The sequence below is a fragment of the Pseudomonadota bacterium genome (assembly GCA_016195085.1).
Classification (GTDB): domain Bacteria; phylum Pseudomonadota; class Alphaproteobacteria; order SHVZ01; family SHVZ01; genus JACQAG01.
On the sequence record JACQAG010000047.1, the window covers coordinates 1 to 23,144 of the forward strand.

The window sequence follows — 23,144 nt, forward strand, 5'->3', positions numbered from 1 at the left end:
GACGTCAAGGGAAGGGTGATCGTGCTGCCGGCGGCGAACTTCCCCGCCGCGATGGCGGGGATGCGCACCTCGCCCATCGATGCGGGCAACCTCAACCGCAGCTTCCCCGGCGACCGCGACGGCACCCCAACCTGGATGATCGCCCACTACATCGAAACCGTGCTCTTTCCCATGGCCGATGTGGTTCTCGACATCCATTCCGGCGGCTCCAGCCTGCTCTATATCCCGAGCGCGCTCGTGCATGAGACGCCGGACAAGAAGCGCATGGCGCGGCTGATCGAGCTCGTCGAGGCCTTCGGCGCGCCCATCGGCTACGTGACCCATGGCCGCAAGGACGACCGCACCGGCACGGGTGCCGCCGAACGGGCCGGCACGCTTCGTCTCGGCACCGAGCTCGGCGGCGCCGGCATGGTTGGCGTAGACTCGACGCGGATCGCCGAGGCCGGCGTTGAGCGCATCCTCGAGTATCTCGGCATCCTGAAGCCGACCCAGCTCAGCCGGGCCAGGCAGAAGACCCGGCTCATGGATGTGATGAGCCAAGCCTATTACGTCTATGCGCCCGAGTCCGGCCTGTTTGAGCCCTATGTCGATCTGGGTGCCACGGTGAAGAAGGGCCAGCCGGCGGGTGCGGTGCAGTTCGTCGACAATCCCCTGCGCCAGCCGGTGATGACCTATTTCGGCCATGACGGCATGGTCTTGTGCAAGCGCGTGCCCGGCCGCATCGAGCGCGGCGACTGCCTCTTCCATCTCGCCACCGACCGGCGTTGAACGGCGGCATCGAATGCCCCCACCCCGACCCTCCCCCAAACAAGTTGGGGGAGGGAGGAGGAGGATCGCGTCTAGCTCCCTCCCTCGCCGGAGGCGGGGGAGGGTTGGGGTGGGGGCATTCGCGAGATGAGCGAAGCAGATGCGATCGGTGGCACCGGCTCAGGCGCTGGTGTCGTCGGTCTCGGTTAGAACGCAGCCATTGATCCGCCAGCTCCCGTCCGGCTGCTGCTCCATCATGTAGAGCGCCATCACCGGCTTGCCGTCGGGCCCGATCACGAGCACGCGCTGGGTGAGTTGGCCTTGATAGTCGACGATGTCGCGAAACTGCACGTCGCGCGGCCGGTAGACCGGCCTATAGCCGCCCCGGACCATGGCCATGAAATTCTCCGGCGTGCCGAAGAGGCCATGGATCATCGGCGAGGCGAAGGAAAAGGCGAGATCGCCGTCGTCCTTCTGGAAGGCCTGGATCTGGTTCTGGATGACGGAGCGGATCGCCTGACGATCCGACTCGCCCACAGACGGGCTAGCCGCCTCAGCGCCTCCGCCGGCGAGCCAGGCAACAGCCATCAGCAGGCATACAAACAGTCGAAGCGGCGCGGCGCGGGGCTGCATGGGCGTCTCCCTCATCGAGGACTGCCGGCGCTGAAACCAAGCACCGCAATGGTGCCAGGCTCCGCCGCCGAACGCCAGGCCGTGCACCCGATTGTGATGGCGCCATGCTGAGCACGCCCGGCGCCAGGCGCGGTATGGTCGTGGCGCCCCGCCACCTCGCCGTCCATGCCGGACTCGCCGTCCTGCGCGCGGCGAAAACGCGGTCGAGGCGATGGGCGTCACCCATAGGCGCGGCGTCAAAGGAAGAGCTTGGCGATCTCGCCTACTGGCAAGTACAACCGCCGCCCAATCAGTGGCAGAAAGCGATAGTGCCCATAGAAAGTCCATGCATGCTCATCCTTCGCATCGACGACGAAGGCAAAGCTGGCAATTTCGCTGCGCAAGGTCCGGCTGAATGCGTCGAAAAGCAGCAATTCGCCGAGCCGCCGGCCGCGATGCCGAGTATCGATCGCAAGCCGACCCATCAAGGTTGCGGGAATCATCGGATAGCGCGGCAAACGTTTCGCCAAATTCGAGGGGAGATCGGTTAGCGAAACGCTCGTCGCTGAGAGCGTATAGTAGCCGGCGATAATGTCGTCGCCTTCCGAAACCAAAACAAAGCACGACGCGACGCGCCTCCGCGCATCCTGACCGGCTTGCGTCCAGAGATAGCGGTCGAGAGGCTCTACTCCTGAAGAGAAGCCGGACGGGTCATGGCGGCTAGCGAGCGCTTCGATCCTAAACCGCTCGGCTGCCGCCGACACTCAGCGCTCGATAGCCGCGATGTAGCGTCTGGCGGCGGCACGCAATCGCTCGATCGGCTCGCGCGGCTTCAGGAGCGATTCCGCAAAAGCGCGGCTCTGCTCGGCATTGAGCCTAATTATCTGCAGCTCATCGATCGTGCGCAGCGCGGCCTGTTGGACGCTTGAGACCACGAAATCCGTCAAGGTGCGTCCCTGCAGTTCCGCCGCGCGTTGGAACAGGGCCTTCTGATCGCGCGAAATGCGCGCCTCCAGCCGTTCCTTGCGCGCCTGCGGGCGCCTTGTCGTTTCTGCGGCCCTATTCGCCATCAGCGTCACTCCGTGCCCCAAAGGTATGTACGGCTAATCGCCGGACAATTCAAGAACTCTACCGTGATCGAGCCCGAAGGGTGAAAGGCCGCATCATTGAGAGAGCGAATCCAGCTGGAGGCAAGCGCGCGAATCCCGCGGGGTGGCCAGAGTTCGCTCGCCTAGAGAGTATTGGGCCGGTTTTCGGCTCTACTTCTGCTGAGAACACTCTTCGCGCTGCCTCTATCGTCATGCAACCTATGGACACAGTAATGACGTGCCCGCCAACGTGCTCTGCCGGGTTGGTCAGCTCCGGCTACAGACTCGTCAGCAGAACACGCTCCAAGCCCAATTGGAGGACGCTATGAACTTGAACGATCTCCTCGCAAAGCAGAGCATCGATCCGAGCCTGGTCGTCGTCATGCGCCATCGGCCTTTCGAGGAAGAGCTGAGACAGATCCTGCCATGGCTAGCGGCAGAGAAGCCGCGCCTGTACAACGCCTACCAGCAGTCCCGCTATGAAAGGCAGGAAAAAGCGCTGTCGCGCGCCCGGTACATCGTGTCCCTCATTGGGCATGAACCCGATCGCGCGCTGTTCGTCGGCGTATACAAGGTTGGCGCAACAAGGACACTCAGTCGCAAGCAGTTCTGGGAAATTCCTGCTAACCTCGACCTCAGATCATTTGGGATGACCGGGTTCTCAGAGAACGACAAGCGAAATTCCACCCTGTTGTTCGAACTCGACCAAACCGACGTCTACGCGAAATGGAAGGGAAAACTCGTCCTCGGCTGGCCAGGCGGCGGACGCACCTGGTGTCGTTGGGCAGAGCGTAACGAGTTTCCTGTCGAGGCTATCCTTGATGAGAGCTTGCTGGTCCGTGCCATGCCCATTGCCGAGGAGCTTAGACTGTCATGGAAGGAGCTGACGGCGCTCCCGAAGTCATGGGGAATAAGCTTGTCCCAGTGGCGTGGAATCTACCTGATCGTCGACGCATCGGATGGAAAAGGCTATGTCGGCTCAGCCTATGGCGCTGACAATCTCCATCGACGTTGGTTGAGCTACGGAGCGTCGGGCCATGGAGGGAACAAGAGGCTCCGAGAGCGCGACCCGTACAATTTCCGATTCTCGATCCTGCAACTCCTAGCCCAAGACACGGAAAGCGAACAGGTGCTGCGCATCGAGAGCAATTGGAAAGAGCGCTTGCACACGCGCAAATTCGGCCTCAACGACAACTAAGATTCACACTCCGGCCTGCAAAGGTGAACCATCTTCTCCGGCCGGCTCATCTCGGCAGATCGAGCGCGCTCTCCACCACCCTCACCGTCATCTTCTCGGCACGGCCGCGAATGTCGATGTCGTGCCGGGGAAAGCGGCCGAGATCGACGCCGGCCAAGGCCTCGACCGCGCTGGAGACGATGAGCTGCGCCTTGAACTCCTTCGACAGGCTCTCGAGCCGGCTGGCGCTGTTGACGGCATCGCCGATGGCGGTGAGCGAGGTCGCCCGTCCGTAGCCCATCTCGCCGACGATCGCCGCTCCGGCGTGAATGCCGATGCCGATGCGCAACGGCTCGGAGAGCTCGCTCGCCAGCGAGGAGTTGAGCGTCTGCAGGTTCTCCGCCATGGCGCGGGCGGCGGCGAGCGCCTCCTTGGCGCCGGCGGCGGGGCTGGATTCGATCCCGAACAACGCCATCACGCCGTCGCCGATGAACTTGTCGACGCGGCCGCCGGCGCGCTCGACCGCATGTCCCATCTCGGCGAAATACCGGTTGAGCAGAAAGACCACGTCGAAGGGCAAGCGGTGCTCGGAGAGCCGGGTGAAGGCTCTGAGATCGGCGAAGAGGATGGCGATCTCCTGCTCGCGCCCGGCGAGATAGCCCGGCCGCCGCAACGCCTCCCTGGGCGTCGCCGTCGGCGGCAGGAGCGGGCTCACCTCGAGATCCGCGCTCGGGCGGATCTGGCAGGCCAGGCGCACCTTGGGCGGCGCTCCCACCCGGTCCAGGACCTTCTGCTCCTCGGGCAATGGCGGTTCAAGGAGCTCAGCACCGGCGCCGACGCGCACCCGGCAGGTGGAGCAGCGGCCGCGGCCGCCGCAGACCGAGGCATGGGGTATCACGGCCGACCGGCTGGCCTCGAGCACGGTCATGCCGGGCTGGATGACGACCGCTCGGCCATCGGGATAGCGGAGCGTGATGCCGCCCCGCCGCACCTCCACCAGCTGGCGGACCCAGCGCGCGAGGAGGACGCAGGCAAGCGCCGCGGCGAAGCCGATTTGGATGTCATCCTGCAGCGCCAGCAGGCGCTCTTGCATCTCGGCCGAGGGCTGGCCGATGGCAGCCAACGCCCTTTGCAGCCAACGCTCGTTCTGGGCGAGGATGAGGACGTTGCGACCGGCAACGCCGAAACCGAGCAGCGCCAGGACCGGCATCAAGAGGACGGCCCCATAGAGGTAGGGGACGGAGCGGGAATACCAGGGGCTGAGCCTCAGCCAGAAATGCAGCCCGATACAGCCATGCAGCCAGGCGACCAGCAGCACCACAACCTGCAGCAGGCCCGTCTGGGGGTTAAAGACCCAGTAGCTGAGCAGCACGTATGTGTAGCTGTCGTTGATGTCGAGGAAGTCGTGGGCAAGGCGGGTGCCGAAATAGTGCTGCAGCAGCATCGGCGGGATGCTGAGGCCGAGGAGCAACTGGGCCGCTTCCCAGGGCGGCATGCGGAGGCTGCGGCGGCGGTAGATCGACCACAGGGCCAGCAGGATGTGGGTGCCAAAGGCGGTGTAAAACACCACCGAAACCGGCGGGAAGCGCCAGAAGCCGATGAAGACCTGGCGGGCCAGTTCGAGCGCGTCCAGGGAAATCAACCCGAAGGCGTGGTTGGTGAGATGTGTGACCACGTAGGTGAAAAGCACGAGCCCGGAGCCTAGCCGCGTGCGGCGCACCATCAGCGCCCAGTCGACGCGCAGGGCCGCCATCGTGACGGTTCCCATGGCTGGTGCGCTCATGCTATCTCCCGGTGCCGTCCTCGGCTCCAACCTAGCACGGGGCGCCTTTCCGGCCGCCACGATGTTGCCGCAATTTGCTCTTTGCAATGCCGTGCCGACGGATGGCCGCTTGCGCCGGCGCGGCGCCGACGACAACGAAGTATGAGGGAGTCCGCATGGCGGCGATGATCGAGATCGAGGGCCTGACCAAAAGGTTCGGATCCATTCTCGCGGTCGATCACATCTCCTTCGCCGTCGATCACGGCGAGGTGCTGGGATTTCTCGGGCCGAACGGGGCCGGCAAGTCGACGACGATGAAGATGATCACCGGCTTCCTGGCACCCAGCTCCGGCTCGGCCCGCGTCTGCGGCTTCGACGTGGCCGATCGTCCGATCGAGGTGAAGAAGCGTGTCGGCTACCTGCCGGAGGGCGCGCCCGGATATCCCGACATGACGCCGGCGGCGTTCCTCGACTTCATCGCGCGCATCCGCAGCTACTCCGGCGCCGAGAAGCGGCGGCGGGTCGCCGAAGCGGTCGCCAAGACGCAGCTGGACGAAGTGCTCTACCAGCCGATCGACACCCTATCCAAGGGCTTCAAGCGGCGCGTCGGCCTGGCGCAGGCGCTCCTGCACGATCCCGAGGTCCTGATCCTGGACGAGCCCACTGACGGGCTCGACCCCAATCAGAAGCATGAGGTGCGCACCCTCATCCGCGCCATGGCGGCGGACAAGGCGATCATCATCTCGACCCACATCCTGGAGGAGGTGGACGCGGTGTGCACGCGGGCGGTGGTCATCGCCCAGGGCCGCATCGTCGCCGACGGGACGCCGGCCGAGCTGGAGCAGCGCTCGCGCTATCACAATGCCGTGACCATCCGCTTGGTGAACGGCGCCGATCTCGGCCCCATTCGCGCCGCCCTTCAGCGGCTCTCCAGCGTGGCCGCCGTCGATGCCGACGGCACCACCAACACGCTGACGGCGTTTGCCAGCAATCGCGACCGCATCGTCGAGGAGGTCGGCCAGATCAGCCGCGAGAACGAGTGGCCCATCGCCGAGATTCGCGTCGAGCGCGGGCGCCTCGACGAGGTCTTCCGCCGCGTCACCCAGCCCTGAGCGGGAGCAGAGCACGAGCATGCTGAACACCTTCACCATCTTTCGCCGCGAGCTAACGAGCTACTTCATCACGCCGCTCGCCTACATCTTCATCGTCATCTTCCTCGCCACCGCCGGCACGCTGACCTTTTTCGTCGGCAATTTCTTCACCCGCGGCCAGGCCGATCTCGAGCCCTTCTTCGGCTTTCATCCCTGGCTCTACCTCATCCTGATTCCGGCGATCACCATGCGGTTGTGGGCGGAGGAGCGGAAGACCGGCACGGTCGAGCTTTTGCTGACCCTGCCGATCTCGATGACCCAGGCGGTCCTGGGCAAGTTCCTGGCGGCCTGGGTGTTCGCGGGCATCGCGCTCGCCCTCACCTTTCCCATGTGGATCACCGTCAATGTGCTGGGCAGCCCCGACAACGGCACCGTCCTCGCCGCCTATGGCGGGAGCTGGCTCATGGCCGGCGCCTTTCTTGCCATCGGCGCGGCGATCTCGCCCTTGACCAAGAACCAGGTGATCGCCTTCGTGCTGACCACGGCGATCTGCTTCATCTTCACCGTCAGCGGCTCGGGCCTGGTGCTCAACTTCTTCAGCGGCTGGGCGCCGACCTTGGTGGTGGACACCATCGCCGCCTTCAGCTTCATCACCAACTTCAACGCCATCGCCCGCGGCGTCATCGACTTGCACAACCTCATCTACTTCGCCTCGATCATCGCCTTCTTCCTGTTCGTCAACGTGCAGCTGGTCGACCTGAAGAAGGCCGGGTGAAGGGGAACCGACCCATGGAATCGCGCACCCTCAAGAGCCGCCAGACCCTGACCTTGATCGCGATCGCGCTCGGCCTGGTGCTGTTCGTCGCCGTCAACGTGATCGTCAACCACACCCTGCGCGCGGCGCGCGTCGATCTCACGCAGACCCGGCTCTTTACCCTCTCCGAGGGAACCCACCGGATCCTCGGCAAGATCGACGAGCCGGTCACCATCAAGCTGTATTTCTCGCCCCGGCTCGGGCGCGAGATCCCGCTCTATGCCAACTACCATGCGCGCGTGCGCGACCTGCTGGAGGAGTATGCAAGCCTCGCCGGCGGCAAGCTCAAGACCGAGTATTACGATCCGACACCTTATTCCGACGTCGAGGACCGCGCCGTCGCCTACCGCCTGCAGGGCGTGCCCATGGAGGCGGGAGGCGAGCAGGTGTATTTCGGGCTCGCCGGCACGAATTCGACCGACGACGAGGAGATCATCCCGTTCTTCCAGCCGGAGCGCGAGCGGTTCCTCGAATACGATCTGACCAAGCTCGTCTACAACCTCGCCAATCCGAAGCGCCGCCAGGTCGGCCTGATCAGCGCCTTGCCGATCGCCGGCGATGCCATGCCGCGAATGCCCGGGCAGATGCCCGCACCCTGGGTGGTCGTCGACCAGATCCGCCAGAACTTCACGCTCCGGCAATTCGGCAGCGATACCGCCAACATCCCCTCCGACCTCGACCTCATCATGGTCGTGCATCCGAAGGAATTGAGCGAAGACGGACAATATGCGATCGACCAGTTCGTGCTGCGCGGCGGGCGGGCGCTCATCTTCGTCGATCCCAATTCCGAGGTCGATGCCCAGCGCCCGAATCCGAACGGCGTGCCGGGACCGACGGCCTCCGACCTGCCGACGCTGTTCAAGGCCTGGGGGATCGAGCTCGCCCAGGACCGGGTGATCGGCGACCGCTTCACCGCGATGAAGGTGAATGCCGGAACCCAGGCGAGGCCAAGGGTCATGGATTACATCGCCTGGATGAGCCTCAAGGCTCCCAATATGAACCGCAACGATGCGATCGCCGGCGAGCTCAATCAAATCAACCTCGCCAGCGCCGGCATTCTGAAGCCCACCGAGGGTGCGGCCACCAGCTTCACGCCGCTCCTCTATGCCAGCCCCGGAGCGATGTCGCTCGAGGTCGACAAGATCAAGTTCGGGCCCGATCCGGCGCAGCTCCTCAAGGACTACAAGGCCGGCAACGAGCAGCTGGTGATCGCGGCCCGCGTCTCGGGCCCGGCGAAGACCGCGTTTCCCGACGGCCCGCCCAAGGTCGAAGGGCGTCCGCCGGTGCCCGACCGCGCGCCGCACATCGCCGAGAGCCAGGGCCCGATCAACGTCATCGTGGTGAGCGACACCGACATGCTGGATGACCGCTTCTGGGTGTCGAGCCAGGACTTCTTCGGTCAGCGCGTGGTGCAGCCGAGCGCCAGCAACGGCGATTTCGTCGTCAACGCGCTCGACCAGCTCATGGGCGGCGGCGACCTCATCGGCCTTCGCTCGCGCGGCATCTCGGCCCGGCCGTTCGAGCTGGTGCAGTCGATCCAACGCGACGCCGAGCAGCAATATCGCTCCAAGGAGCGCGCGCTCCAGGACAAGCTCAGGGAAACCGAGAAGAAGCTGAGCGATCTGCAGACGCGCGATCAGGCAGGAGGAGCCGCCATCCTCTCGCCCGAGCAGCAGAAGGCCATCGAGGACGCGCGCCGCGACATCATCTCCACCCGCCAGGAGCTGCGTGGCGTGCAACGCGATTTGAGGCAGGACATCGACCGGCTGGAGACGACGCTCCGGGCCGCCAATATCGCGCTCGTTCCGGTACTGGTGGCCATCTTGGCGATGGTGCTGGGCTGGGTCAGAATTTGGCGCCGGCGCCGCCGCGCGGCGACCGCTTGAGATAAGGGAGAAGCAGAGCCATGCGTCCCAATACCGTCGTCGCGCTCGGCGCGGTGACCCTGATCGCGACCGGCACCGCCGCCTATCTCGCCTATCAGCGCGCCGCGGCGACGCTGGGCCGGGTCGCGAGCGAGACCGTGCTGCCCGGCTTCATCGCCCGCGTGAACGATGTCGCCTCCCTGGAGTTCAAGCGCGCCGCCGGCACCGTCTCGGTGGCGCGCTGGGGCGATCTTTGGGTGATGCCGGATCACGGCAACTATCCCGTGCGCTACGAGGTCATCAAGCAGAACTTGGTGACCATGGGCGAGCTCACCACGGTCGAGGCGAAGACCGCCAAGCCCGATCTGCATGACCGCATCGAGGTCGAGGACGTGACCGCCAAGGACGCGAAGTCGACCCTGGTGTCGGTCAAGGACGCGCAGGGTCAGACGATGGCTGAGCTCATCGTCGGCAAGCGCCGCTACGCGCCGATCGGCGGCAAGGACATGGTCTATGTCCGCAAGCCCGGCGACAACCGCGCCTGGCTCGCCGTCGGCGTTTTCGACTTGCGGCCGCAAGCCTCGGAGTGGCTGGTCAGGGAGATCAGCAATGTCTCCGACCGGCGTTGGCGGCTGATCAGCTTCAGCCATCCCGACGGCGCCACCGCGTCCTTGTCGCGCAAGGACGTCGAGCAGCAGAACTACGACGTCGACGGGCTGCCCGAGGGCCGCCAGATCAAGCCGCCGGGGGTGGTGAATGCGACGGCGTCGGCCTTCGAGTTCCTCAATCTGGACGATGTGACGCCTGCCGGCCAGCTCACCGACACCACGCCGGTCGCGACCTCGGTCTTCGAGAGCTTCGATGGGCTGGCGATGAACGCGGTCTTGAGCGAGAAAGACGGCGCCTTCTGGGCCACCTTCTCGGCCGAGGCGAGGCCCGGCGCGGACGGTGCGGCTCCGGCCGACACGGCAAAGGACGAGGCGGCGGCGCTCAACGAGAAGCTCCGGCCCTGGGCCTACAAGCTGCCGGAATGGAAGGCTAACTTCTTCAAGCGCAAGATGGATGACCTGATCGAGGCGGCGAAGCAGTCGTAGGTGCCGCCGACCGGCCCCAGGCGTTGCCCCCGCCCCGGCCCTCCCACAACAAGTTGGGGGAGGGGGTCACAGGCTTCCGCGTCTACTCCCTCCCTCGCGCAAAGCGCGGGGGAGGGCCGGGGTGGGGGCACTCGCCGCCGGAACGCCGCCAGAACTATCGCCTGACCAGCAGCGCCTCTTGCTCTTCCCGCTCGGCTTGCATCGCCTCGATCTCGCCGGTCATGAAATCGCGGAGCGAGACGATGCCGCGCACCCGCCCCCGCTCGACCACGGGCAGGTGACGGAAGCCGCCCTCATGCATGAGGTGAAGCGCGTCGACCGAGCGCTGGTCCGGAGCCACGGTGGCGGGGTCGCGGGTCATGACCTCGGCGAGCTTGGTCTTGTTCGGGTCGAGGTCGCGGGCGACGACCCGGTTCAGGAGGTCGCGCTCGGTGAAGATGCCGACGAGGCGGCCGCCTTCGCACACCAGTGCCGCGCCGACGCGACGGGCGGCCATCTGGCGCGCCGCCTCGCGCACGCTTTGGTCGGGCGTGAGCTGCACCAGGTCCTGGTCGTGCACCACGTCCGGGATGATCTTGCGAATCATCGGAATTGGCCCTTCATATCCCCTCCAGCGATTCGTCGGGATTATGCGCCGGGCGCGTCCCGGCCTCAAACCGTTTCCCCAAGCCTGCCAAGCCCTGGTCCCGGCCTCCGGCAGGGCCGCCGCGGCTGGTGCCTCGGAGCTAGCCCCTATTTCTCCCCGGGATCGGCGCAGCCGAGGCTTCTTCGGGGTCCTGGAAGCTGACATGATGGGGGCGGGAGAAACCGAGGGCTCGGAGGCATGGCGGAGAAGACGCCGTTCCTGAATGGCGACCGCGGGCGCCGGCCGCGGCCGAGCTGGCGCTACCTGCTGGCTTTGGCGATCCTGGCCTTGCTCGCCGGCGGCATCTATGCCCTCGAGAGCCAGGAGAGCGCCAGGCTCGGCACCTATGCGCGGCTCGTCGATCTTGCCGCCTGGCAGCGCAGCCTTGCCTTGAAAGCGGTGCTGGCGGCCCATGATCTGATCGCCGGCGCCAGCAGCGATGCTCGGGCCGACGCGCGCGATCGGCTGATGCTGGCGATCGACGAGATGGCGATGGTGCGCGACCGGCTGTCGGCGACCGCACCGCTGCCGGCCGAGGCGGCCGTGGCCCTGGGCGGGTTCCTCGACCGGGCCCGGGCCCTCGCCGAAACCCCCGACCCGCCCACCGATGCGAGCCAGAGCGACTACCAGCGCGTGGTGGCTGACGGCGCCGGGCCGGTCGTGGCTGCCTTCGATCGCCTCGTCGGCCGCTTCCAGAGCGAGGCCCGCGACGCAGCCGAGCGCCTCGGCGACATCGAGCTGGCGGCGCTTGCCGCGAGCCTGGCGGCGCTCGTCCTCGTCGGGCTGCTGCTGCTCCGCCCCTTGGCGATCCGGGCGCGGGCCGCGCTTGCCGCGGCCCAGGCCCTGCAGGCGCTGCCCGCTCCCGCCCCTCAGCCCAAGGTCAGCGATCGGCGGCAGGGGGAATTCCTGGTCGATCTCGAGCAGGCGATGACTGGTGCGGTCAAATCCGTCGTCGGCTTGTCCGATGTCCTGGTCCTGGGGGCGGCGGGGCCGCTCAGCGAGCGGCAAAGCGACTTTGCCCGCCGCATTCGCGAGAGCGCCCAGAAGCTTGCCCTGATGCTGGAGGATGTGCGCGAGCTGGCCTTGATCGACGCAGGTAGGCTCGCCCTCGACGAGCGGCCGGTCGATCTGAAGGAAACGGTGATCGCCGTGCTGCGCACGCTCAAGGGTGTGGCCGAAGAGCGCAACCTGTCGCTGATGCACAGCCTGCCCGTGGACGCGCCACGCCTCAGGGCCGATCCGGCCCGCCTCAGGCAAATGCTCTTGAAGCTGCTGCACAATGCCATGCGCTATTCGCCCCAGGGCGCCAGCATCCATGTGCGGGTGGCGATCGCCGGCCATGGCGGCATGACCATGGCGGTCGAGGACGCGGGTGTCGGTATCGCTCAAGAGGACATTCCCCGCGCGCTCGCCCGCCTCGGACGCCTGGGCGAGCCCCAGATCGCGAGCGGGGGGGCCTCCGGCGGACGACTCAATGGCGCCGGTCTCGGCCTACCCCTTGCGAAGGAACTGGTGGAGTTGCATGGCGGCAGTCTCACGCTCGCGAGCCAGCCCGGCAAAGGCACCACCGCCACCCTGTCGTTCCCGGCCGAGCGCACGCTGCGGGGACCGGCCGGCGCCAGCGCCCAGCCGGCGGCAGCGGCGGGCTCTGCCGACTGAGGCTTAGCCCCTAGTTCTCGCTGGGCTCGGGTGGAGAATGGGGAGCGAGGCGGGCGTCGACAGCGGCACCTGCCGCTGGCTGCGGCGCTGGATGGAATCGACGGGGAATCCCCAAACGCCGCGGCTCTGCGCCTGCGCCAGCCGCTCGTACTGGCGATATTCGTAGGGCGCATCCGGCCCGGCGAGCGCCCAACCCTGCAACAGCATCCAGGCCGATAGGTCTTCCCCCTCGAGCCGGCAGAGGCCGACGATGGTGCCGTCGGGATCTTGGCGCATCTCCTGGCAATGCACGAAGTTGCTGCCGATCTTGAAGCCGAGCTGCAAGGCCGAACGCGATCCGCATTCGACCGGCCGCTCGAAGGTTCGGCACTGGCGCTCGCTCGGGGGAATCATGATGCCGTATAGCCGCACCGGCCGGCCGCCCACCGACAGCACGCCGTCAGGGCGAACGATGGCGTAGCTGGAGATCTCCGCCCTTGCCGGGAGGCCGGCAAGCAGGCATGCGAAGACGAGGAAAGTGGCGAGGGCGCGCATGATGCGCTAAATCTACGCACGGCATCGTGGCGTTACCATGGCGGCCCTCGGGTTGCGCGTCGGACGCGCCGCAGTCGCCAACCGCTCGCGCATTGCGATGGTCTATCCCCTTGTCGTAGCATCATATTGACCCTGCGCCCGACTGCTGGCGCACCTATTCCCCGAGTGGCATTGCGAGGTCGGACTTGAGCCAAATGCCGGAATCGGCAACCGCGGGCGGTGCCGAAGAGCGCCGCGACGCTTCCGGCTGGCTTGTCCGCACGACACAGCAGCCGATCTTCATCCTGGGGCGCGCCCTCTATCGCCTCGTGCCGCTCCCGCCCGAGCGCAAGGCGCGCATCCGACACCAGCTGCTCACCGCGTTCAGCTTCCTGCTGCCGCCCGCCCATCGCCGGCCGACCCTGACGCCCGGCCCGGAGAGCGCTCCCTTCCGCGTCGCCAACCACCTGCCCGGCCCAAGCGGTCCTGCCGCGGACCCGCCGATGGTCTCCGTCATCATACCGATGTATGACAAGACCGAGTTCACCCTCCGTTGCCTTGTCTCGATCGCCGCGCATCTCCCGAGCCACCGCTTCGAGGTCATCGTGGTCGATGACGGCTCGAATGAGGACGTGGCGCCGCAACTGCCCCGGCATCCGTGGCTTCGCTCAATTCGCAGCCCCGTCAATGAAGGCTTCGTGCATGCCTGCAACCGCGGTGCGACCTTGGCCCGCGGGCGCTACATCCACTTCCTCAACAACGACACGGAGGTGGAGCCGGGCTGGCTCGACGAGCTCATCGATACCTTCGAGCGGGTGCCGAATGCCGGGCTGGTCGGCTCGATGCTGATCTATCCCGACGGTCGGCTGCAGGAGGCAGGCTCGATCGTGTGGCAGGACGGCTCCGCGTGGAATTACGGCCGCCATGACGACCCCAGCAAGCCCCCTTACAACCACTTGCGCCCGGTCGACTATTGCTCGGGTGCCAGCATCATGGTGCATGCGGCGCTGTTCCGCGAGCTCGGCGGCTTCGATGCGCTCTATGCGCCGGCCTACTACGAAGACACCGACCTCGCCTTCCGGCTGCGCTCCCTCGGCCTCAAGGTGCTCTACCAGCCGCTGTCGCGCATCGTGCACCACGAGGGCGTGTCCTCCGGCACCGACCTCACGCGCGGCATCAAGTCGCACCAGGTGGCCAACGGCCGCAAATTCCTCAGGCGCTGGAGTACCGACCTCGTTCGCCATGGCGCACCCGGCTCGGTGCCTCAAGACGGGATGGATCGGCACTTTCGGGGGCAGATCCTGGTGATCGATGCGACGCGGCCGGAGATCGGTCGCGCCAGCGCTCCCGTCGGCGTCGGCGCACTCATGCGCGCCTGCCTCGAGCTCGACTTTAAGGTGACGTTCATTCCCGAAGCCGATGCCGGGGGAGCGCTCGCCGACGCCCTGGCGCTGCAACGCCTCGGCGTCGAGGCGATCCTGCGCCTGCCGATGGCGCGGCTGGGTGAGTTTCTGCGCGCCCATGGCAAGTCCTTCACCGCCGTGGTCGTGGCCGGACAAGAGAATGCGCGACCGGCGCTGCGCGAAGCGCGCCGCTTCTGCCCTGGCCGCCCCATACTGCTCTTGGATGTGCCGCGCCGCGCGGCGACGTCAGCGGCCGACCGGCTCGACGATCTGGATCTCTTGCGCGCCTTCGACCTGACGCTGGTCGCCAGCGGCGCGCTGCCGCGCCGATTGGCGGAAGCGGCACCGGATCTCAAGCTGGCGCTGTGGGCGCCGGTTCTGCCGCAGCTGAACGAGGCCCCGCCCTACGCCGCGCGACGCGATTTGCTCATCGCCGGCGACTTCCGCCAGAGCTATATGGTCGACGCGAGCCTCTGGTTCGTCCGCGAGATATGGCCTGAGGTGGCTGCTTCCCTTCCCGGCGCCATGCTTTGGATCGCCGGTCAACAGCCGCCGCCGAGCCTGACCGCTCTCAAAAGCGGCCGCATCAACCTCGCCACCACGGCGGAGGCCGCCCTTCGCCTGCAGGATGAGGCGCGCCTGCTGCTGCTTCCCCTTGGCTACTCAGCCGAGCCCCAGCAGAGGATCGCCGGTGCCAGACGCGTGGTCGCCGGAGCCTTCGCGCGCGGCCTTCCGGTCGTGGCGACGTCGCTTGCCGTCGTCGGCATCCCCAACAGCAACGGCCCGGAGCTCGTCATCGCCGAGAACGCAGAAAACTTCGCAAACGCGATCGGCGCGCTCTACGACGATGCCAGCCGATGGCAGGCCGCCTCCCTCGCTTCGCTCGCGCGCGCGGCGGTCGAGCGCGCGGCCTTGGCCGAATGCGGCGCAGTCAACGATATTCTCGCGGCCGTCGGAGTGAGCGGCGCCAGTCACAAACTCGACGCCGTACCTTAAGATGGGCCGGGACGATCTGCTCGAGATTAAAGATGATCGCATTCGGCGGCAGTTGATCGAAATAGGAGGGATCGATTAGCTGCCCGCCGAGCACGATCAGCCTGACAGCTTCTAAGGGTGGCTCGATGATCTCTGCTGTATGCCCCACGGCGACGAACCCATGCTTCAGGGCGAGCGCGACCTCCTCGAAGGCGTCGCTATGGGGAAAGCCAGGGGCCGAACGATCCAGATACCAAAGCCCAATTCCGTCACAATCAGCCGCTTTGGGCCCGTCTCGAAATGTGACGGTATTTGAAGACGATCAGCGCCCAGAAGCGCGACCGATCCTTCGCAAACGAAATGGCGGTAAGAACTGCCTCCAATCGTGCCCCCCTTTTACAGTCCGGACTCTCCCAAACAGTTCAAAAAATGGCTGTCATGCACGCCAAGTTGGCTGTCATCCGGGGAATCCCGGCGAATGCGCATCGATCAACAGAGCGCTATGGCGTTGAAAGCATCGCTGTAGCGGTAACCGAGAGGCTGCTGAATTGATCGAGCCGTCCCGCTACCTTGAGCTGGTGAAGAAGGCGCTCGTCAACGAGCTCTACATCGAAGCCGAGGCGGAGATTATCTACCTGCTCGACTGCATAGTCAGACAGCAGGACGTGGATATCACGGTGGCGTCTCGGATTCGGGACGCGCCGGAGATTCTGCAACGCGTCGCCGAGGGCAAGGCGATAGGCCGCACATTCTTCCACATCGCCAAGCATATCATGAGGATCGACGAGCTCGGCCGCGATGCTCTGATTAACCCGTTGCGCGGCGCGGTCGAGGTGGCTCACACCATGATTGGCCGCGCCAGGCTGGATAGTCTGCACGCCTGTCTCGACATGATCCAGTCAGACGCCGTTCCAGGCGACTTGATCGAGACAGGTATCTGGAGGGGCGGCGCCACGATCTTCATGCGCGCATGGCTTATGGCCCACGGCATCACCGACCGCATCGTCTGGGCCGCCGACAGTTTCGATGGCGTGCCCCCATCCACACTGCCGCAGGATGCCGCGATGGATCTCTCCAAGCGGACCCACGCCTTCCTGGCAGTTTCCCGCGCCGAGGTGGAAGAGTTGTTCCGCCGATACGACCTGCTGGACGGGCAGGTGCGATTTCTGCAGGGCTGGTTCCGCGATACGCTGCCTTCGGCGCCGATTGAGAGTCTTGCCGTGCTGAGGCTGGATGGGGACCTCTACGAATCCACGATGGACGCCCTGGTGGCTCTCTACGACAAAGTTTCACCAGGCGGTTTCGTCATCGTGGATGACTATTATAGCAACGCAACGTGCGAAGCGGCCGTCTGTGACTTCCGCGCGGCACGCGGAATAAATGCCGGCACGACCGATATCGACGCCGACGCGCTTTACTGGCGCGTGCCGTAGCGAGTTGGACGCCTTCAAGCACGGCGTCGAACTTGCCGTCTGCATTCTTCGCGGTTCTAAGTCTCAATTCATCGGACGTCGCAAATTAACCTTTGCGTTCCCGCGGCGGAAATGCCGGAAAATGATCGGCTTTCATGAGCTCGCAGTTTAGATTGTAATAAGGATCATAGGGAAGAATGGCGCCCCAGCGCTTATGCATTGTGGCGATTTCGCCCTGGTATCGAGCGTAATTATTCAAATCCGTGTCGGAACTGCGTGACGCGGATTCATGATGGCGAAGTACAGCGTGTGGCGACCAAATCAACGCGTACCCTGCCCGACGCAGTCGCAGGCATAAGTCGATATCGTTGTAGGCGATCCGCAGCCTTTGTTCATCGAGCCCGCCAACCTCCTGGTAAACAGCCTTGCGCAAAACCATGCATGCGCCGGTAACGGCGGATACTTGTTGGCATACTCTGAGCCGCTGTTGATGTCCCGGTGCTCCATCAGGCGAACCGGCGTAAGCATGTCCGGCGACGCCGCCCGCACCAAGAACCACGCCAGCGTGCTGTATTGTGCCATTCGGATATAGCAATTTTGGACCAACAGCGCCGACTTCCGGGCGCACGGCGTGCGACACGAGTTCGTTCAGCCATGACGCGTCGATGATCTCAATGTCATTGTTCATGAGGCACAGTAAGTCGCCGCTTGCCTTGCTGACGGCATAGTTATTGAGGCCGGAAAAGTTGAATGCACCGGGGCGGCGAAAGACGCGGACGCAGGGCTCTTTGGAAATACGCGCCAGGTAGTCAAGCGTCTCAGGCTCGGAGCTATCGTTGTCTACGACAAGAATCTCCTTGTTTGGGTAAATTGTCGCCCGCATCAAGCCAGAAAGGCATGTTCTCAATAAGGGTAACCTGTCGCGAGTTGGGACAATAATGGAGACGAGCGGAGCTGGGGTCGGTAAGGTTCTTCGTATCCGCCGTGTCGGCCCGTTGCGCTCAACCACCAGGGACGCATCAAGATGGTTGAGTCTTTCCTGAACAACCCGAGTCTGTTCCGCTTCGACCTCATCGGATCGAAGATGGCCCCGAGGTAGGTGCACGAGCACCTTAGGAACGTGTCCAACCTTAGGACGCTCGCTACCTAACGCCACGCGCAGCAAGAGATCGTACACATAACTATGCTTCAATTCTTCGCGAAACCCGCCATTGTCGCGGGCAAGTTCCGTGCGGATGAATACCGGAGTTCCGATATAGTCCTGTTCAAGCAATCGGTCGATATCCCAATCGGGCTTGAAGCGCGGACGACGACGCATTCCAGCGGCCGTGATCTCATCGTCGTCTGAATAAATTACATCCAAATGCGGCATTTGATCGATCGCTGCCGCAAATGTTTCGAGGCAATTTGGACTCAGCAACATCCCGCTCTGCAGAAACGCGGTGAACTCCCCGGACGCTTCCTGCAGTGCCCGGTTAACGTCCGATATCTGGCCGCTATCGGACTGGAATGTCCTCATCTGAACCAAACGGTGACGGGTGGGCGTCGCGAACGGCACCGCCAAAGAAATGACGGTTATCTCGTACTCCTGAAGCGTCTGGTTCTCGATGGACTGCAGCGTGGCAAGAGCATCGGCCTCGCCGCCGCAGAGAATGAGGAGCGTGAAGCGTGGACGCCGCGCGGACGGAGTGGCAATAGGCCGCAGAGGTCTATTCCTAGAGGCTCGTGGTGGCTCAAAGAGCTCCAGCCATCGGCTGTAAAGACTGTCTTCGCTGAATTCCAGGAGCTCTCCGGGAACGGCGTAATGATTTGCGAAGCTCGCCAGTAGTCCATAAATGGAATTCAAATCACGGCCGGGACCGGTGACGCACCTGGCACCTTTGGTAAACGCCTCGACCGCCTCTACCAGGTAACCCATATCCGCATAGCAGCGCGCGAGGTTTGCCCAGAGTTCGGCTCGACCGGGTTCATAATCCAAGGCTGCCCTGTGGAAGCGTTCCGCTTGGGAGAAGTCTTTGAACCTCTGTAAAGCAGACGCGTAATTGGCCAGCGTGTCCGGGGATTGGGGCCTTATGGCGAGGCTTCGCTGAAACCACGCCATGGTTTCTCCGCGAACATCCATGCAGCCAAGCGTTCCGGCAAGATTGTTTTGAGCTCCTTGGTGCGATGGGGCAAGCGCAATAGCGCGCCTAAGGGGGGCCACAGCCGACGTGAAGCGATGGACTTCGAGCCAGCACTTGGCCGACTCAATGTACGCTTCGACGAGCGTCGGGGCGACGGCGAGCGCCTGGTTGTGAGCCTCCAGCGCAGCGAGCCAATCCAACTTGGTCATATGCAGTAGACCAAGATTGTAGTGCACTACACCAAGATAGTAGACGAATGGCCCCGAACGGCCGCAACAGGCGAGTGCTCTGGTAAGGCTACACCAAGACTGTTCGGCGCGACCAAGATCACGGTACATGGCGCCAAGGTCGCACCAACCGGCTATGTGACTTGGCATGAGTGCAAGAGCGCGTTGGCGCGCGGACCGTGCGTAACGAAATGCTCCCAGTGTCTGTTCGATATGGGCAAAGCGTAGCAGAGCGCCGACCGGCAAGGCTGTTTGCGCAATTTCGGTTCCCCCCGCGCGCAGGCGAGTGGTTGTTATCGCGACGAGACGGTGGAACCATTTGGCTGCAGCTTCGAGCTCCCCCATTTGCCAGAATAATGTACCCAGGCGCTCGACAGTGTCAGGGGCAGCAGGGTCGAATACTAACTTCCGCGTAGTGTCTTGCCGATTTGGTGGCCCGGCATCCGTTTCTAGCATCCGAGGAATCCACCTTGATTGATCTGTCGAAGCGCGAGCTGCTCGTCAAAATGCAGCCCAGCGTCAACCCTACACGGGATAGGGTTGTCGGGCGTCGTGAGCTTTAGGCCATCTGCAGGTCGCATGACGCGCATGAGCACCACAAGGTTTGAATAAAACGCTCGCGGGTCTTGCTCACCAATTTCGTACCCTTGACTCATCGCATGCGCGACTTTAGCCGCGTCGGAGATCACGTTTGCGTCGCGCAAATATCCGCCCACAATAATTTGGCTCGTACCGATAGCCAAAAGCTGCTCTCGCAGCGCTTGGAGTCGCGCTCGCTGTGTCGCGGACACCTGCATTCCGACTGGAACATTTGGAAGTGTCGCCTTTGAACTCAGCGGTTCCATTTCTTTGAGGATAAGCAGCCGTTGCGCTGCGAGCTTTGCATTAAGGCGGATGCCATAGTCGAGCAACTCCTTGATGGCGTTGGGCATAGTCACCTTTGGATGAGTCGACATTCTCCGGATGAGTCCGCCTTTCCGGCGTCAGGATAGCTACCCGGGAGCGCAGGAGTAAACGCGAGGGTGACCCGCTGTCGAACGATGCGCTCTATCAAGGTGTGTTAACCCAGTACGGAGGACGCCAGGTGCTTGGCGGATCATACGCGCCCCCGAACTTGACCAATGCCGCCGTCGGACCGGTTGCGAATTAATTTACCTCTCCGCCAGCGGGTATGTTGACCTTGCCCAACGGCAGCCAGGTTCCCATCCAGCGGTGCAGCTTCTGATGCCTCTTCGGCGCGCTGCTAAGCAATCCGGATGCAGAGAGAATCAATGATGAGTAAAGCGGGACGCAGGATCTGCGTGCCATGCGTTCATTATACAGGCCAGCACGGCCTGCGCGGGCGTCGCGGCTGCCTGTGCATCTGGAAGAATGGTTGCGATTTGCCAAGACTCCCGCGGCGGCGTATCGTAAGTGACTTCTTTTAGCAAGTCGTAGAGTGGGTAGTAGTGGCCTACTCGATGTGTGGGGCGGCTAAGCGAAGGAGCTCGGCTGTCCCACTCACGACTGCTTCACCAGCTCGGTCCGGTCGTTCGGCTTGCACTTGAAGAGGGCCGCCTTCCATCATCCTTAAATCACGTCGGCGAAGCCGCGCCTGGCCTTCATGAAGGCGAGATAGCCAAGCCAGGCCACGACCCATGCGCCGCCGGTCGCCAGCGCGAGCGCCCGCCAGTCCGGCATGATCCCCCACAACAGGCTGTTGCGCGCCTCGGTGATGAAGAAGCCGAGCGGGTTCCACTCGATCCAGAACCGAAAGCTCTCCGGCACCGCCGAGACCGGATAGAAGAGCGGCACCACGAACATGAGCAGCATGACCAGGAGCTGGATCACCTGGCCGATGTCGCGAAGATACACCCCGGCGGCGGCGAGCACCCAGCAGATCCCGATGAGGCCAAGCGCAAACGGGACAAGGATCAGCGGGAAGGCGAGCATCGACCAGGAGAGCGTGCCGCCCAGAACCAGCGAGGCAACGAGCAGAATCGCCGTGTTGACGGCAAGCTGGAAGAAGGAGGCGACGATCGCGACTGCGACCAGCGCTTCCAGCGGGAAGACGACCTTCTTGACGAACATGCCCTGGGCGAGGATGAGGCTTGGCGCCCGGCCGACCGCATCGGCGAAGCACCAGAAAACGATCAAGCCGGCGAACAGCACCACCGCAAACTCGCCGGTCCCGCCCGGCTGGTCGCCCCAGCGCACCTGGAAGACGAAGCGGAAGACGAAGGTGTACACGAGAAGCGTCAGCACCGGAGTGATGATCGACCAGAACACACCGAGGAAGGAGCCGCGATAGCGCATCTCCACCTCGCGGCGCGCCATCTCCAGGATCAGCGCGCGGTGGCGCCACAGGGAGCGGAACGGACCCAACGGGCTCGCATCGATCGCGTTCACGGCGTCGGTGATCCTCAGTCCCATCGCCATCAAGCCCGCCCATAGACGTCGTCGAGACGCACGATGTCGTCTTCGCCGACATAGCTGCCGGATTGCACCTCGATCAAATGCAGCGGCTCCAACCCGCGATTCTCCAGCCGATGCGTCATCCCGACGGCGATGTGGATCGACTCGTTCGTGCCGAGTGCCGCCGTCTCCTCGCCTCTTGTCACCCAGGCGGTTCCGGCGACCACCACCCAGTGCTCGGAGCGATGCCGATGGCGTTGCAGCGACAACCGGCCACCGGGGGTGACGACGATGCGCTTCACCTGGAAGCCGGGCCCGGCATCGATCGACTGGTAGTGGCCCCAGGGCCGCCAGACCACCGGATGCGACATGGTCTCGGCACGTCCGGCCGCCTTCAGGAGGTCGACCGCGACCTTGACCGACTGCGCCGCCTTCTTCGCCAGCACCAGAACCGCATCGGGCTCGACGATGACGATGAGGTCGTCGACGCCGACCGCGACCAGGAGACGGCCGTTGCTTCTGAGATAGGAATTGCGCGCCTCGATGACCTGCACGTCGCCGATCACCGCATTGCCGGACGCATCCTTGGGCGAGACCTCGTCGAGGGCCGACCATGAGCCGATATCGCTCCAACCCGGATCGACCGGCACCACGGCGGCCAACGTCGTGTGCTCCATGACGGCGTAGTCGATCGACTTCGCCGGAGCCTCGGCAAATGCGGCGGCGTCGAGACGGACGAAGTCGAGGTCGCGCTTGGCATGGGCCAGCGCCTCCCGGCAGGCTGCCAGCATCGCCGGCTCCAGCCGGGCGAGCTCGTCCAGGTATGAGCGAGCCGACATGAGGAACATGCCGCTGTTCCAGTAGTAGCCGCCGGCCGCGAGGAATTTCTCCGCGGTCTTTCGGTCGGGCTTCTCGACGAAGGACTCGACCGATCGGCACTCGGCCAAGCCGGCGATGGCGCTCCCCTCGCGCACGTAGCCATAGCCCGTGTCCGGCCGCGCCGGGCGAATGCCGAAGGTGACGATCCGTCCCTCGACTGCGGCCGGCAGCGCCGTCTCGATCGCGGCCAGCAGCGCCTCGGGGGCGCGGATCAAATGATCCGACGGCAGCACCAGCATCACCGCCTCGGGATTCCGCTGCTGGAGAGCGAGTGCGGCCACGGCCACGGCCGGCGCGCTGTTGCGCCCCTCGGGCTCGAGCAAGGTCGCGGTGGGCGGCTGCCCGATCTGGCGCAGCTGCTCGGCCACGACGAAGCGGTGCTCGGCGTTGCAGACGATCAATGGCGGGCCGAACCGCTTGGCATCGGCAAACCGCGCCGCCGTCTGCTGCAGGAGGCTGAGCTCGCCCACGAGCGGCAGCATCTGCTTGGGATATTGCGCCCGCGACATCGGCCAAAGCCGGGTGCCCGAGCCGCCGGAGAGAATCACCGGATCGATCAGTCGCTGCACGCTGCGAGAACTTTCCCTGAGGTCGGGGCCATCGGGCTAACGGAGGCAGCGAGGACTGTCAATAAGAGGCTTGTCCGGGCCTGCCTGCTGAGAGGACATTACTCGGCCGCGATGG

The 23,144-nt window shown here is 64.6% G+C and carries 19 protein-coding genes; 9 read left to right on the forward strand and 10 right to left on the reverse strand.

Features of this window, described 5'->3' with window-relative positions; translation table 11 throughout:
- A partial coding sequence (locus HY058_14310) for a succinylglutamate desuccinylase/aspartoacylase family protein (protein ID MBI3498469.1) occupies positions 1-768 on the forward strand: 768 nt, incomplete at its 5' end.
- A gap of 159 nt (positions 769-927) precedes the next feature.
- On the opposite strand, the gene HY058_14315 is transcribed toward HY058_14310, so the two are convergent.
- The 3 genes from HY058_14315 to HY058_14325 form a co-directional block, all read right to left on the reverse strand.
- Complete coding sequence (locus HY058_14315) at positions 928-1,335, reverse strand: DUF4864 domain-containing protein (GenBank protein MBI3498470.1); 408 nt, start codon at positions 1,333-1,335, stop codon at positions 928-930.
- 281 nt (positions 1,336-1,616) lie between these two features.
- On the reverse strand, positions 1,617-2,123 hold the full coding sequence (locus HY058_14320) for a GNAT family N-acetyltransferase (GenBank protein ID MBI3498471.1): 507 nt from the start codon (positions 2,121-2,123) through the stop codon (positions 1,617-1,619).
- On the reverse strand, positions 2,124-2,429 hold the full coding sequence (locus HY058_14325; protein ID MBI3498472.1) for a DUF1778 domain-containing protein: 306 nt from the start codon (positions 2,427-2,429) through the stop codon (positions 2,124-2,126).
- A gap of 343 nt (positions 2,430-2,772) precedes the next feature.
- Between HY058_14325 and HY058_14330 the strand changes: the two genes are divergently transcribed.
- The gene (locus tag HY058_14330; GenBank protein ID MBI3498473.1) at positions 2,773-3,645 is read left to right on the forward strand and encodes a GIY-YIG nuclease family protein; all 873 of its coding nucleotides are present in this window, start codon (positions 2,773-2,775) and stop codon (positions 3,643-3,645) included.
- A 46-nt stretch (positions 3,646-3,691) separates the two neighbouring features.
- Here the strand turns inward: HY058_14330 and HY058_14335 are convergent, their stop codons facing one another.
- Positions 3,692-5,407 (reverse strand): adenylate/guanylate cyclase domain-containing protein, encoded by a 1,716-nt coding sequence (locus HY058_14335; protein MBI3498474.1) that lies wholly within the window; start codon positions 5,405-5,407, stop codon positions 3,692-3,694.
- 164 nt (positions 5,408-5,571) lie between these two features.
- Between HY058_14335 and HY058_14340 the strand changes: the two genes are divergently transcribed.
- The 4 genes from HY058_14340 to HY058_14355 are packed head-to-tail and all read left to right on the forward strand — an operon-like array spanning position 5,572 to position 10,250.
- Positions 5,572-6,498 carry an ABC transporter ATP-binding protein gene (locus HY058_14340; protein MBI3498475.1) on the forward strand — a complete coding sequence of 309 codons (927 nt, stop codon included), beginning with the start codon at positions 5,572-5,574 and terminating at the stop codon, positions 6,496-6,498.
- Between the two features lie 19 nt (positions 6,499-6,517).
- Positions 6,518-7,252, forward strand: coding sequence for an ABC transporter permease (locus HY058_14345; protein MBI3498476.1), 735 nt, complete (start codon positions 6,518-6,520; stop codon positions 7,250-7,252).
- 14 nt (positions 7,253-7,266) lie between these two features.
- Positions 7,267-9,177, forward strand: a complete 1,911-nt coding sequence (locus tag HY058_14350) for a Gldg family protein (GenBank protein MBI3498477.1) — start codon at positions 7,267-7,269, stop codon at positions 9,175-9,177.
- A 20-nt stretch (positions 9,178-9,197) separates the two neighbouring features.
- Complete coding sequence (locus HY058_14355) at positions 9,198-10,250, forward strand: DUF4340 domain-containing protein (protein MBI3498478.1); 1,053 nt, start codon at positions 9,198-9,200, stop codon at positions 10,248-10,250.
- A 154-nt stretch (positions 10,251-10,404) separates the two neighbouring features.
- Here the strand turns inward: HY058_14355 and HY058_14360 are convergent, their stop codons facing one another.
- Positions 10,405-10,836 (reverse strand): CBS domain-containing protein, encoded by a 432-nt coding sequence (locus HY058_14360; protein ID MBI3498479.1) that lies wholly within the window; start codon positions 10,834-10,836, stop codon positions 10,405-10,407.
- 237 nt (positions 10,837-11,073) lie between these two features.
- Between HY058_14360 and HY058_14365 the strand changes: the two genes are divergently transcribed.
- The gene (locus tag HY058_14365) at positions 11,074-12,534 is read left to right on the forward strand and encodes a HAMP domain-containing histidine kinase (GenBank protein ID MBI3498480.1); all 1,461 of its coding nucleotides are present in this window, start codon (positions 11,074-11,076) and stop codon (positions 12,532-12,534) included.
- 3 nt (positions 12,535-12,537) lie between these two features.
- Here HY058_14365 and HY058_14370 read toward each other — a convergent pair whose 3' ends face one another.
- Positions 12,538-13,068, reverse strand: coding sequence for a thermonuclease family protein (locus tag HY058_14370; GenBank protein ID MBI3498481.1), 531 nt, complete (start codon positions 13,066-13,068; stop codon positions 12,538-12,540).
- Between the two features lie 185 nt (positions 13,069-13,253).
- Here HY058_14370 and HY058_14375 point away from each other — a divergent pair, with 185 nt between their 5' ends.
- Both HY058_14375 and HY058_14380 read left to right on the forward strand, forming a co-directional pair.
- A complete protein-coding gene (locus HY058_14375; protein ID MBI3498482.1) occupies positions 13,254-15,446 on the forward strand; it encodes a glycosyltransferase in 2,193 nt (730 codons plus the stop codon).
- Positions 15,447-16,000: 554 nt separating this feature from the next.
- The gene (locus tag HY058_14380; protein ID MBI3498483.1) at positions 16,001-16,858 is read left to right on the forward strand and encodes a class I SAM-dependent methyltransferase; all 858 of its coding nucleotides are present in this window, start codon (positions 16,001-16,003) and stop codon (positions 16,856-16,858) included.
- 85 nt (positions 16,859-16,943) lie between these two features.
- Here the strand turns inward: HY058_14380 and HY058_14385 are convergent, their stop codons facing one another.
- The 4 genes from HY058_14385 to HY058_14400 all read right to left on the reverse strand — a co-directional run bounded on the left by HY058_14385 (position 16,944) and on the right by HY058_14400 (position 23,020).
- Positions 16,944-19,169, reverse strand: coding sequence for a glycosyltransferase (locus HY058_14385; GenBank protein MBI3498484.1), 2,226 nt, complete (start codon positions 19,167-19,169; stop codon positions 16,944-16,946).
- A gap of 467 nt (positions 19,170-19,636) precedes the next feature.
- Positions 19,637-20,119 carry a hypothetical protein gene (locus tag HY058_14390; GenBank protein ID MBI3498485.1) on the reverse strand — a complete coding sequence of 161 codons (483 nt, stop codon included), beginning with the start codon at positions 20,117-20,119 and terminating at the stop codon, positions 19,637-19,639.
- 637 nt (positions 20,120-20,756) lie between these two features.
- Positions 20,757-21,599: an ABC transporter permease gene (locus HY058_14395; GenBank protein MBI3498486.1), complete on the reverse strand. Its 843-nt coding sequence runs from the start codon at positions 21,597-21,599 to the stop codon at positions 20,757-20,759.
- Between the two features lie 5 nt (positions 21,600-21,604).
- The gene (locus HY058_14400; protein MBI3498487.1) at positions 21,605-23,020 is read right to left on the reverse strand and encodes a mannose-1-phosphate guanylyltransferase/mannose-6-phosphate isomerase; all 1,416 of its coding nucleotides are present in this window, start codon (positions 23,018-23,020) and stop codon (positions 21,605-21,607) included.
- Between the last annotated feature and the right edge of the window lie 124 nt (positions 23,021-23,144).

What these genes read in the sequence shown, in the direction of transcription:
- HY058_14385 (MBI3498484.1), bottom strand. Translation starts at nt 19,169, where the DNA reads ATGACCAAGTTGGATTGGCTCGCTGCGCTGGAGGCTCACAACCAGGCG.
- HY058_14390 (MBI3498485.1), bottom strand. Translation starts at nt 20,119, where the DNA reads ATGCCCAACGCCATCAAGGAGTTGCTCGACTATGGCATCCGCCTTAAT.
- HY058_14370 (MBI3498481.1), bottom strand. Translation starts at nt 13,068, where the DNA reads ATGCGCGCCCTCGCCACTTTCCTCGTCTTCGCATGCCTGCTTGCCGGC.
- HY058_14395 (MBI3498486.1), bottom strand. Translation starts at nt 21,599, where the DNA reads ATGGGACTGAGGATCACCGACGCCGTGAACGCGATCGATGCGAGCCCG.
- HY058_14325 (MBI3498472.1), bottom strand. Translation starts at nt 2,429, where the DNA reads ATGGCGAATAGGGCCGCAGAAACGACAAGGCGCCCGCAGGCGCGCAAG.
- HY058_14340 (MBI3498475.1), top strand. Translation starts at nt 5,572, where the DNA reads ATGATCGAGATCGAGGGCCTGACCAAAAGGTTCGGATCCATTCTCGCG.
- HY058_14350 (MBI3498477.1), top strand. Translation starts at nt 7,267, where the DNA reads ATGGAATCGCGCACCCTCAAGAGCCGCCAGACCCTGACCTTGATCGCG.
- HY058_14355 (MBI3498478.1), top strand. Translation starts at nt 9,198, where the DNA reads ATGCGTCCCAATACCGTCGTCGCGCTCGGCGCGGTGACCCTGATCGCG.
- HY058_14360 (MBI3498479.1), bottom strand. Translation starts at nt 10,836, where the DNA reads ATGATTCGCAAGATCATCCCGGACGTGGTGCACGACCAGGACCTGGTG.
- HY058_14330 (MBI3498473.1), top strand. Translation starts at nt 2,773, where the DNA reads ATGAACTTGAACGATCTCCTCGCAAAGCAGAGCATCGATCCGAGCCTG.
- HY058_14315 (MBI3498470.1), bottom strand. Translation starts at nt 1,335, where the DNA reads ATGGCTGTTGCCTGGCTCGCCGGCGGAGGCGCTGAGGCGGCTAGCCCG.
- HY058_14365 (MBI3498480.1), top strand. Translation starts at nt 11,074, where the DNA reads ATGGCGGAGAAGACGCCGTTCCTGAATGGCGACCGCGGGCGCCGGCCG.
- HY058_14345 (MBI3498476.1), top strand. Translation starts at nt 6,518, where the DNA reads ATGCTGAACACCTTCACCATCTTTCGCCGCGAGCTAACGAGCTACTTC.
- HY058_14335 (MBI3498474.1), bottom strand. Translation starts at nt 5,407, where the DNA reads ATGAGCGCACCAGCCATGGGAACCGTCACGATGGCGGCCCTGCGCGTC.